Source organism: Streptomyces sp. NPDC041970 (assembly GCF_055588985.1).
This window is the reverse complement of sequence record NZ_JBVJCD010000099.1, coordinates 1-10751: the sequence shown is the minus strand read 5'-3', so window position 1 is coordinate 10751 and position 10751 is coordinate 1. Positions and strand designations below refer to the sequence as shown.

At 74.7% G+C, this 10751-nt stretch carries 10 protein-coding genes and 1 pseudogene; 3 read left to right on the top strand and 8 right to left on the bottom strand.

Going from position 1 to position 10751, the window contains the following annotated elements; translation table 11 throughout:
* Positions 1-90: 90 nt before the first annotated feature.
* Positions 91-861: pseudogene (locus ACZ6EJ_RS27280) on the top strand (trypsin-like serine peptidase); the annotation flags it as partial.
* 24 nt (positions 862-885) lie between these two features.
* Here the strand turns inward: ACZ6EJ_RS27280 and ACZ6EJ_RS27275 are convergent.
* Positions 886-1212 (bottom strand): hypothetical protein, encoded by a 327-nt coding sequence (locus tag ACZ6EJ_RS27275; protein WP_469270812.1) that lies wholly within the window; start codon positions 1210-1212, stop codon positions 886-888.
* Positions 1213-1251: 39 nt separating this feature from the next.
* The gene (locus tag ACZ6EJ_RS27270; RefSeq protein WP_469270810.1) at positions 1252-1494 is read right to left on the bottom strand and encodes a DUF6411 family protein; all 243 of its coding nucleotides are present in this window, start codon (positions 1492-1494) and stop codon (positions 1252-1254) included.
* 237 nt (positions 1495-1731) lie between these two features.
* Here ACZ6EJ_RS27270 and ACZ6EJ_RS27265 point away from each other — a divergent pair, with 237 nt between their 5' ends.
* The gene (locus ACZ6EJ_RS27265) at positions 1732-2169 is read left to right on the top strand and encodes an ATP-binding protein (RefSeq protein ID WP_469270808.1); all 438 of its coding nucleotides are present in this window, start codon (positions 1732-1734) and stop codon (positions 2167-2169) included.
* A gap of 75 nt (positions 2170-2244) precedes the next feature.
* On the opposite strand, the gene hflX is transcribed toward ACZ6EJ_RS27265, so the two are convergent.
* The 6 genes from hflX to miaA all read right to left on the bottom strand — a co-directional run bounded on the left by hflX (position 2245) and on the right by miaA (position 10238).
* Positions 2245-3765: a GTPase HflX gene (gene hflX, locus ACZ6EJ_RS27260; RefSeq protein ID WP_469270806.1), complete on the bottom strand. Its 1521-nt coding sequence runs from the start codon at positions 3763-3765 to the stop codon at positions 2245-2247.
* Positions 3766-3897: 132 nt separating this feature from the next.
* Positions 3898-5343, bottom strand: coding sequence for a M1 family metallopeptidase (locus ACZ6EJ_RS27255; protein ID WP_469270805.1), 1446 nt, complete (start codon positions 5341-5343; stop codon positions 3898-3900).
* A gap of 83 nt (positions 5344-5426) precedes the next feature.
* Positions 5427-7562, bottom strand: coding sequence for a RelA/SpoT family protein (locus tag ACZ6EJ_RS27250; RefSeq protein WP_469270803.1), 2136 nt, complete (start codon positions 7560-7562; stop codon positions 5427-5429).
* Positions 7563-7705: 143 nt separating this feature from the next.
* Entirely contained in the window at positions 7706-8602 is an 897-nt protein-coding gene (gene dapF, locus ACZ6EJ_RS27245; protein WP_469270801.1) for a diaminopimelate epimerase, read from the bottom strand.
* Between the two features lie 134 nt (positions 8603-8736).
* A complete protein-coding gene (locus tag ACZ6EJ_RS27240; RefSeq protein WP_469270799.1) occupies positions 8737-9192 on the bottom strand; it encodes a hypothetical protein in 456 nt (151 codons plus the stop codon).
* A 107-nt stretch (positions 9193-9299) separates the two neighbouring features.
* Positions 9300-10238, bottom strand: a complete 939-nt coding sequence (gene miaA, locus ACZ6EJ_RS27235; protein ID WP_469270798.1) for a tRNA (adenosine(37)-N6)-dimethylallyltransferase MiaA — start codon at positions 10236-10238, stop codon at positions 9300-9302.
* Positions 10239-10409: 171 nt separating this feature from the next.
* Here miaA and ACZ6EJ_RS27230 point away from each other — a divergent pair, with 171 nt between their 5' ends.
* Entirely contained in the window at positions 10410-10652 is a 243-nt protein-coding gene (locus ACZ6EJ_RS27230; RefSeq protein ID WP_469270796.1) for an antitoxin, read from the top strand.
* Positions 10653-10751: the final 99 nt, after the last annotated feature.

Here is a 10751-nt window from a genome sequence, read left to right as displayed (position 1 = left end):
CCCCCCCCCCCCCCCCCCCCCCCCCCCCCCCCCCCCCCCCCCCCCCCCCCCCCCCCCCCCCCCCCCCCCCCCCCCCCCCCCCCCCCCCCCCCGACGCCGTACCACGACAACGCCCCCGAGTCCGGCAAGCTGCTCTTCGACGGGCCGCAGGGCTCGATGGTGTGCTCGGCGACCGTGGTGCGGGACCCGGCGAACCCCGGCAGGTCCAACCTGGTGTGGACGGCCGGGCACTGCGTGCACGCGGGCAAGGAGGGCGGCTGGTACCGCAACATCGCCTTCGTCCCGGCGTACAACAACGACGGTCTGTCACCGGCCGAGCTGGAGACCGCGCCCAAGGAGAGGATCGCTCCCCACGGCGTGTGGTGGGGGCGTTGGGCCCAGACCTCGGAGCAGTGGATCTCCCAGGGCGCGGCGGTCGGCGGGCAGGGCGCTCCGTACGACTTCGCGGTGCTGCACGTGGCGCCGGAGAAGGGCGCGGGCGGCAAATCGCTGGAGGAGACGGTCGGTTCGGCGCTGCCGGTCGAGTTCGACGCGCCCGCCGTGCCGAAGATGGCGGACGTGACGGCGACCGGCTATCCGGCAGCGCCGCCGTTCGACGGCCAGAAGCTGTTCCAGTGCTCGGGTGAGCCGGGCCGGCTGTCCCTCCGCGAGGACGAGCCGACGATGTACCGCGTCGGCTGCACCATGACCGGCGGGTCCTCCGGCGGCGGCTGGGTCGCGGCGGGCCGGGACGGCAAGCCCGCCCTGGTCTCGAACACCTCGATCGGGCCGGTCACGGGCGGCTGGCTGGCCGGACCGCGCTTCGGCGAGGAGGCCGAGGGCGTGTACCGCGCGGTCAGCGAGAAGTACGCGGGCCGATAGGGCCCGCCCGCCCGGCCGCCCGGCTCATCCGTCGGCCGGCCGGGCGGCGTCGAGCGCCGCGAGCCCGTCCGTCCAGCGGCGGCGCCGCTCGGCGGCGGACTGCTCCCACCAGGGGGCGCCGCGTTCGCCGAGGGCCGTCTTGGCCGTGTGCACCCGGCTCCGGGCCCGTTCCTCGGCCGCCGGGTCGTCCTCGCGGCGCGAGGCGGCCACCGCTCGCCGGGCCGCCATGAGGTGGCGGCGCAGCGCGGCGGCCTCCTCCTCGGGGATCTCCGGGTCGGTCGCCCGCCAGCGCCGCCCCTCGACCACGACGTACCGGCCGTCGGGGGTCCGCTCCGGCTGTTCGGCGTTCATGCGGCCATGGTGCCCGAGGGGCCGCCCCGGCGCGCGCCGTCAGAACGGCATGTGCCGACGGGCGCGCCGACCGGCCGAGCCGCTGCGGCCGACCGCCTTGGAGCTGCTGCGGAAGGGCTTGCTGAAGAGCCGTCCCAGGGGGCCGGGCGCCTTTCCGCCCGCGCGGGACCCGAGGCCCAGCGTGCGCTGGGTGCCGTGCTCCGGGTGGCGCGAGAGCTTGGGGACCAGGAAGGCCAGTACGGCCAGGACGACGCAGACGGCCACTATGCCGACGATGATCATGTTTTCTCCTCGCATGGGGGGTGCCGCCGTCGTGTGCCCGGCTCCCGGCCCTCCAACCCTCCCGTCCCGCACCGCCGTTGGAACGGGACGGCTCCGGTCGCTCCTGCGGCGCCCCGCTCGTACGGGAGCGGGCTCGGGGACGTTGTTCGGCGTTCCGGTGGGTACACGCAGGGACAGTTCCGGCGGCCGCGCGGCGGACAGCCGGACTTCTCGCGGCCACGACCGAGAGGCTTGGCGATGACCGATTCCACGATGAGGGCCGTGGGCTGGGCGCAGTCGTTCCCGATCTCCAAAGGGGTGCGGGCGGGGCGCCACTGGGCGCGCGAGCACCTGGAGACCCTGGAGTGGGCGAAGGACGCGCCCGACACCGTGGACTCCGTGCTCCTGACCGTGTCCGAGCTGATCACCAACGCGCACAAGCACGCCCGCAGCGACGCCCAGCTCATCCTGACCTGGGACAGCACGTGCCTGCACGTCAGCGTCCACGACTCCAGTCCGCTCCCGCCCAGGCCGCGCGAGAGCGACCCCGACGCGCTCGGCGGCCGGGGCATGGCCATCGTCGACGCGCTGGCCGACAGTTGGCACCACCATCGGCAGCGGGAGGGCAAGACCGTGACCGCCTGCTTCGTGCCGCCGGGGTACGGGGAGCCGCGCGGCGGCTCCGTCGGGGCGTAGCGGCCGCGGAAAAGGGCGATGCCCGACCGGGGGACCCGGTCGGGCATCGCCCGTGCGCCGTGCGGGGCGCGCTGCTCAGTGCGCGGCGGGGGTGAACATCTCGATCTCCGCCGCCAGCTCCTCGTGCACCCGCGCCTTGAGCAGGGTGCCCTCGGGGGTGTGCTCCTCGGAGAGGACCTCGCCCTCGGCGTGCACCCGCGAGACGAGGGCGCCCTGGATGTAGGGCACCAGCACCTCGATCTCGACGGACGGGTGCGGCAGCTCGGAGTCGATGAGCGCCAGCAGCTCGTCCATGCCCGCGCCGGTCCGCGCCGAGACCGCGATCGCGTGCTTCTCGTTGCGCAGCAGGCGCTGGAGGACCAGGGGGTCCGCGGCGTCCGCCTTGTTGATCACGACGATCTCCCGGACGTCGACCGCGCCGACGTCCCGGATCACCTCGCGCACCGCGGCGAGCTGCTCCTCCGGCACCGGGTGGGAGCCGTCCACCACGTGCAGGATGAGGTCGGACTCGCCGACCTCCTCCATGGTGGAGCGGAACGCCTCGACGAGGTGGTGCGGCAGGTGCCGGACGAACCCGACGGTGTCGGCGAGGGTGTAGACGCGTCCGCTGGGGGTCTCGGCCCGGCGCACGGTCGGGTCCAGGGTGGCGAACAGGGCGTTCTCCACCAGGACGCCGGCCCCGGTGAGGCGGTTGAGCAGCGAGGACTTGCCCGCGTTGGTGTACCCGGCGATGGCCACCGAGGGCACCTTGTTGCGCTTGCGCTCCTGGCGCTTGATCTCGCGGCCGGTCTTCATCTCCGCGATCTCCCGGCGCATCTTCGCCATCTTCTCGCGGATGCGGCGCCGGTCCGTCTCGATCTTGGTCTCACCGGGACCGCGGGTGGCCATGCCCCCGCCGCCGCTGGAACCGCCGCCGCCCATCTGGCGGGAGAGCGACTGGCCCCAACCGCGCAGCCGGGGGAGCATGTACTGCATCTGCGCCAGCGAGACCTGCGCCTTGCCCTCACGGGACTTGGCGTGCTGGGCGAAGATGTCGAGGATGAGCGCGGTCCGGTCGACCACCTTCACCTTGACGACGTCTTCCAGGTGGATCAACTGGCCGGGGCTCAGCTCACCGTCGCAGACGACGGTGTCCGCCCCCGACTCCAGCACGATGTCCCGCAGCTCCAACGCCTTGCCGGAGCCGATGTAGGTGGCCGGGTCCGGCTTGTCGCGCCGCTGGTACACCGCGTCGAGCACCTGGGCGCCCGCCGTCTCGGCGAGCGCGGCCAGCTCCGCGAGGGAGATCTCGGCGTCGCGCACCGTCCCCGAGGTCCAGACGCCGACCAGCACGACGCGCTCCAGGCGCAACTGGCGGTACTCGACCTCGGTGACGTCCTCGAGCTCGGTGGAGAGTCCCGCGACGCGTCGCAGGGCCGCGCGCTCGGAGCGGTCGAGCTGGTCGCCGTCCCGCGCGCCGTCGATTTCCTGGCTCCAGGCGACGTCCTCTTCCATCAGGGCGTCGGCCCGAAGGCTTTCGGTGAGGCTCTCGGTCGTGTTCGCCGTGGCGCTCTGCGCGTCCCGCGCGTCCTGGGGAAGGGAGGAAGAGGAGGTCATTGGATCCTTACGTCGATGGAGGTCGCTACGTCAGTCACAACGTGTGATCTGCTCGGATCATTCCCGCCTCGGGTGCTCCCCTGCGGTCCGCCGCGCCGACGCGTCGATAGTGGCACGGCTCCGCCGGGCCCGTCACGCGGGTTTCGCGCTGCGCCAGTCGGGGTGTCCGGGCATCGGCGGGGTCGTGCGACCGTACAGCCAGCCCTCCAGGAAGGAGGTCAGGTCCCGTCCCGCGACGCGGGAGGCGAGCCGGGTGAAGTCCGCGGTGGTCGCCGATGAGTCCCGGTGCGCGCGGACCCAGGCGCGCTCCAGGCGGTCGAAGGCGCCCGCGCCGATCTCCTGGCGCAGGGCGTAGAGCACCAGCGCGCTGCCGTCGTACACCACCGGGCGGAAGAGGCTGAGCTTCTGGCCGGGGGCGGGGGCGTCCGGGCGGGCCGGCGGGCCGCCGTCCGCCCGCCAGCCGTCGGAGAGCCGGTACGCCTCGCGCATCCGGCGCTCCAGCGTCCCGCCGCCGTGCTCCTCGGCGTACCGGGCCTCGTACCAACTGGCGTGCCCCTCGTTGAGCCAGAGGTCGGACCAGGTCGCGGGCGAGACGCTGTCGCCGAACCACTGGTGGGCCAGCTCGTGGACCATGACGGACTCGACGTACCACGCGGGGTAGGCGGGTTGGGTGAAGAGCGCCTTGCCGAACAGCGAGAGCGTCTGGGTCTCCAGCGCGAAGCCGAGGGGGCTGTCCGCGACGAGCACGCCGTACGTCTCGAAGGGGTAGCGGCCGACCTGCTCCTCCATCCAGGCCATCTGGGCGGGGGTCCTGCGCAACCAGGGCTCCAGCTCCTCCCGGTCGGCGGCCGGGACGACGTCGCGCAGGGGCAGGCCGTGCGGGCCCGTGCGGCGCGGGACGGCCGAGTCGCCGATGGAGACCTGGGCCAGCTCGGTGGCCATCGGGTGCCGGGTGCGGTAGGTCCAGGTGGTGGAGGCGCCGTGGCGGGTCCGCCCGGCGGGCAGACCGGAGGCGACCGCCGTCAGCTTCCGGGGGGCGGTGATCCGGAAGGTGAAGTGCGCCTTGTCCGAGGGGTGGTCGTTGCCGGGGAAGACGCGGTGGGCGGCATCGGCCTGGTTGGCCATGACGAGCCCGTCGGCGGTGCGCACCCAGCCGCCGCCGTCCGCGTCCTGGTCCGGGTCGCTGGTGTGCCGGACGGTGATGTGCAGCGGTGCGCCCGCGGGGAGGCGGCGGGGGGCCCGGACGACCAGGTCCTCGTTCTTGGCCCCGAAGTCGGCGGGCCGCCCGTCGACCTCGACGGCGCGGACGGTCCCCCGCGCGAAGTCGAGGTTGATCCGCTCCAGCGGTGCGGTGGTGCGCGCCGTGATCCTGGTGACGGCTTCCAGCGGCTCGGCGTCACGGCCGCCGTAGGCGAGGGCGATGTCGTACGCGAGGACGTCGTAGCCGGGGTTGCCCAGCTCGGGGAAGAGCCGGTCGCCCAGGCCCAGCGGCTCGGGGGCGGGCAGGGCGGCGGCGACGAGGGCGGTCGAGGCGGTGGCCAGCAGGGCGGCCCGCAGGCGGCGGGAGAGGAACGGCATGGTCCACGGCTATCAGCGCGCGGGCGTCCGGGCGTGGAGCCGCGCTCCGCGCCACTCGAACGAGGACGTCGCGGCGTGGGCGCTCAGCCCGCGTGGGCCGGCCGCTGGGCGCGGCTGACGTCGTAGACCCCGGCCACCTCGCGCATGGCGCGCATCAGGGCGGGGAGCGAGGCGGCGTCGGGGAGCTGGAGGGTGTAGGTGTGGCGGACGCGCTGTTCGCTGGGCGGTTCGACGGTGGCGGAGACGATCGCCGCGTCGGCGGCGGCGATGGCCTCGGTGAGGTCGACGAGGAGCCGCGGGCGGCCGAAGGACTCGGCGACGAGCGTGACCCGGCAGCCCGCCGCGGTCTGCGGTCCCTCGGCCTCCGCCCAGCGGACCGCGACCGCGGCGCGGCCGCTCCGCCGCATCCGGGCCGCCGCCGGGCACGCGGCGCGGTGCGCGGTGACCGCGCCGCCGCGGACGACGAAGCCGGTCAGGGCGTCGGGGGGCGCCGGCGTGCAACAGCCGGCCAGGCGCACCGGTGCGTCCGGGGCCTCGACGACGACGCCCGCGGGGGGCGGCCCGGACCGGGTGCGGGGCGGGGCGTCGGCCGCTTCTCCCTGGCCGGGTCCGCCCGCGTCCGCGGTCCGCGGGTCGGGCCCGGCCTCGTCGGGGTGCTCGTCGATCCAGCCGGTGATCGCGATCCGGGCGGCGGGGGTGCGGGCGTGGTCGAGCCAGTCGGGCGAGGGGCCGGACGCGGTGTCCTGGGCGAGCAGCGGCTGGACGGTGTCGCCGTCGCTCAGCACGGTGCCGAGGGTGGCGAGGCGGCCGTTGACGCGGGCGCCGATGCAGGCGTGGGCCCGGTCGCCGTACTGCGCGTAGGCCGCGTCGACGCAACTGGCGCCGGCGGGGAGTCCGAGGGTGCCGCCGTCGGTGCGGAACACGGTGATCTCGCGGTCCTGGGCGAGGTCGTCGCGCAGGGTGGACCAGAAGGTGTCGGGGTCGGTGGCGGACTCCTGCCACTCCAGCAGCCGGGAGAGCCAGCCGGGCCGGGTGGGGTCGGCGCGCTCGTCGGACGGCTCGGAGGGCTGGGGGGCGGCGGGGTCCTGGGCGTACGGGTTGCCGAGGGCGACGACGCCCGCCTCCGCGACCTTGTGCATCCGGTGGGTGCGGATGAGGACTTCCGCGACCGCTCCGTCGGGGCCCACGACCGCGGTGTGCAGCGACTGGTAGAGGTTGAACTTGGGGGCGGCGATGAAGTCCTTGAACTCGGAGATCACCGGGGTGAAGCAGGTGTGCAGCTCGCCGAGGACGGCGTAGCAGTCGGCGTCCTCGCCGACCAGGACGAGCAGGCGCCCGAAGTCGGTGGAGCGCAGTTCGCCGCGTTTCCCGCGGACCCGGTGGACGGAGACGGTGTGGCGGGGCCTGATGAGGACCTCGGCGCTGATGCCGGCCTCGCGCAGGGTGGCCCGGACGCCGGCCGCGATGGATTCGAGGGGGGCGCCGGCGCGCGCCGCATCGGCGATCAGGGCGCGGGTGCGCTCGTAGTCCTCGGGGTGCAGGATGGCGAAGGCCAGGTCCTCCAGCTCCGTCTTGAGGGCCTGCACGCCGAGCCGTTCGGCCAGCGGGATGAGGACGTCGCGGGTGACCTTGGCGATCCTGGCCTGCTTCTCGGGGCGCATCACGCCGAGGGTGCGCATGTTGTGGAGCCGGTCGGCGAGCTTGATCGACATGACCCGGACGTCGTTGCCGGTGGCGACGAGCATCTTGCGGAAGGTCTCCGGTTCGGCCGCGGCCCCGTAGTCGACCTTCTCCAGCTTGGTGACGCCGTCGACGAGATAGCGGACCTCGTCCCCGAACTCCTCGCGGACCTGGTCGAGGGTGACCTCGGTGTCCTCCACGGTGTCGTGGAGGAGGGAGGCGGTCAGGGTGGTGGTCTCCGCGCCCAGCTCGGCGAGGATCAGGGTCACGGCCAGCGGGTGGGTGATGTAGGGCTCACCGCTCTTGCGCGTCTGGCCGCGGTGCGAGGTCTCCGCGAGGACGTAGGCCCGGTGCAGGACGGACAGGTCGGCGTCGGGGTGGTGGGCGCGGTGCGCCTCCGCGACGTGGCCGATGGCGTCGGGCAGCCGGTCGCGGGAGGCGGTGCCGCGCAGCGCCACCCGGCCCAGTCTGCGCAGGTCGATCCGGGGGCGGCTCCGCCTGCGAAGGGGGGCGCCGGGATCGGCGGCCTCTGCACTCATGGGCACCTCCGAGGACGTCGACCGGCTGGTGGGGAGCGGCTGCCCCTCGGGGCCGGTGCTTGATGCTATCGACCCCACCACGCGGCGCGGTCCGGCTCCCGCCCAGCGTGAAACGGATCACCCATTCGAGCGATGCGCGCCGGTCACCGTGCGGGGTCGGGGGCTTCCTGTGCGGTGACGCCGTCGAGCCAGGCGGGGTCGATGACGCCTTCGGCGACGATCACGGCGGGGCCGGTCATGTCGATCGCGCCGTCGGGGTGCTCGGTGATGGCGAGGGAGCCGCCGGGGAGGTCCACCCGGTACGTGACGGCCCGGCCGGTCACGGCGGGGTCGGCGCCGTCCCGGCGGGCGGCGGCGACGGCGACGGCGCAGGCGCCGGTGCCGCAGGAGCGGGTCTCGCCGGAACCCCGCTCGTGGACGCGCATGGCGACGTGGCGCGGGCCCCGGTCGACGACGAACTCGACGTTGACGCCGTCGGGGTAGACGCCCGCCGGGCTGACGCAGGGGGCGGCGGCCAGCTCGCCGGCGTGGGCCAGGTCGTCGACGAAGGCGACCGCGTGCGGGTTGCCCATGTCGACGTTGCGGGCGGGCCAGCTACGGTCGCCGACGCGGACCGTGGCGCCCTCCTCGGGCAGCCGGGCGCGTCCCATGGAGACCGTGATGTCGCCGTCGGCGGCGAGGCGCGCCCGCTTGGGGCCCCCGCGGGTGGCGATGGTGAGGTCGCCGTCGCCGACGAGGCCGGCGCGCTGGAGGTAGTGGGCGAAGACGCGCACGCCGTTGCCGCACATCTCGGCGATCGAGCCGTCCGCGTTGCGGTAGTCCATGAACCACTCGGCGGTGTCCGCCATCTCCCGCGCGTCGGGGTGGGCGGCGGCGCGGACGACGTGCAGCAGGCCGTCCCCGCCGATGCCGGCCCGCCGGTCGCAGAGGCGTGCGACCGCCGACGCGGGCAGCGCGAGGGCGTTGTCCGGGTCGGGGACGATCACGAAGTCGTTCTCGGTGCCGTGTCCCTTGAGGAAGGCGATCTGCGCAGTGCTCACGGGGCAACTGTACGAGGCGGCGCCGACGGTCCGAGCGGCCGGACCCGTCACCGGGGTCCGGGGCTCGCGGCTCCGAGATCGGCCGCTCCGGGCGTACGGTTCGGCGGTCGCGGCCTCGGGCGGGGGCGCGGCGTTCAGGGGCGCAGTCGGGCCACGCGCCAGACGGCGAGGGCGACGAGTGCGGCGCCGGTGGCGACGTACAGGGCGAGCACGCGCCAGTCGAGGCGTTCGCCGGAGCCGCGGGCGGGCAGGCCGGGCCAGGTGTGGCCGACGCGGCGGGCCGCCATCATGCCCCAGCCGGCCGCGCAGCAACTGATCAGCAGCCCCAGCATGGCGACCACGGCGCCGCCGTCGCCGAAGTCGAAGGCGAGCGGGAAGGCGAACATCAGCGAGCCGACCGCGGCCAGGACGACGACGGGCGCGATCTGCCAGATCCGCAGCCTGCGGGCGGGCCGCAGCTCGACCTCGACCTCGGGGACCACGTCCTGCTCGTCGGGCCCGTCCGGGCTCAGCCGCCCCGCGCTCTCCCGCGGTGACGGTCCGTCGTGCTCTGTGTCGCGCTGCTCCGTGTCGCGAGGGCCGGCCTCCATCGCCACGCGCCCTCCCAACTCGGACTCCACTGGTGGATCGATGCTCGATGATGGCACGATCACGGGCGCCGCGATGCCGGGCAGGGCGTCCCGATGCCATCACGTGATCAGGCTGTGACCGCCCGTTCGACCAACGTCAGGGCCCGGTGCGGGAGTTCCGCCCGGTCGCGGCTCCCGCCGCCGAGCCACCGGACACGGGCGTCGCGGCGGAACCAGGAGTCCTGGCGGCGCGCGAAGCGCTTGGTGGCGCGTACGGTCTCGACCCGCGCCTCGTCCTCGGTGCACTCCCCCGCGAGCGCGGCGAGGACCTGCTGGTAGCCGAGGGCGCGGGAGGCGGTGAGGCCCTCGCGCAGCCCGGCCGCCTCGAGGGCGCGCACCTCGTCGACGAGCCCGGCCTCCCACATGCGGTCGACGCGCAGGGCGATGCGTTCGTCCAGTTCGGGGCGGTCCACGTCGACGCCGATCTGCACGGCGTCGTAGACCGGTTCGTCGCCGGGCAGGTTGGCGGTGAAGGGCTTGCCCGTGATCTCGATGACCTCCAGGGCGCGGACGATGCGCCGCCCGTTGCTCGGGAGGATCGACCGGGCGGCGTCCGGGTCCGCCGCGGCGAGCCGGGCGTGCAGCGCGCCGGGGCCCCGCTCGGCCAGCTCCGCCTCCAGGCGGGCGCGCGCCTCGGGGTCGGTGCCGGGGAACTCCAGGGCGTCGATGGCCCCCTTGACGTACAGCCCGGAGCCGCCGACCAGGATCGGGGTGCGGCCCTCGGCGAGCAGCCGGTCGATCTCCCGGCGGGCCAGGCGCTGGTACTCGGCGACGCTGGCGGTCTCGGTGACCTCCCAGACGTCCAGCAGCCGGTGCGGCACGCCGTCGCGCTCGGGGACCGTCAACTTCGCGGTGCCGATGTCCATCCCCCGGTAGAGCTGCATGGAGTCGGCGTTGATCACCTCGCCGCCGAGCCGCTGGGCGAGGAAGACCCCCAGATCGGACTTGCCGGCCGCGGTGGGGCCGACGACGGTGATGACGCGGGGGGCGGGAGCGGGAGGGGTCACCGGCCCATTCTCCCAAACTCCCCGGCCCGGCCCGCACCGTCGCGCGGGCTCGGGGCCGGCGGGCGCGCGGCGCGCGGGAGGCGCGGAGTCGGCCGGGGTGGACAGGTGACGGACAATGGGGTCGGGAGAATCCTCCCGCGGACCGTCCTCACTGCACGGAAGGTGACCCATATGGGGTTCCTGGACAACCTGAAGGCCAAGCTGGGACCGGCCAAGGAAAAGGTCGGCGACCTGGCTCAGCAGCACGGGGGCAAGATCGAGCAGGGCCTCGACAAGGCCGCGCGCACGGTCGACCAGAAGACCAAGGGCAAGTACAGCGCCAAGATCGACACCGGTACGCGCAAGGCCAAGGAGGCCGTGGACAAGCTGGGGCACAAGGACGGCGGGACGCCTCCGCCGCCGCCCGCCTCCTGACGCGGTGTCTCCGGCTCGGGGGGGGGGGGGGGGGGGGGGGGGGGGGGTGGGGTCCGAGGCATCTGCCTCCGCCGCAAAGCGCGCTATGGCGCGGTACCT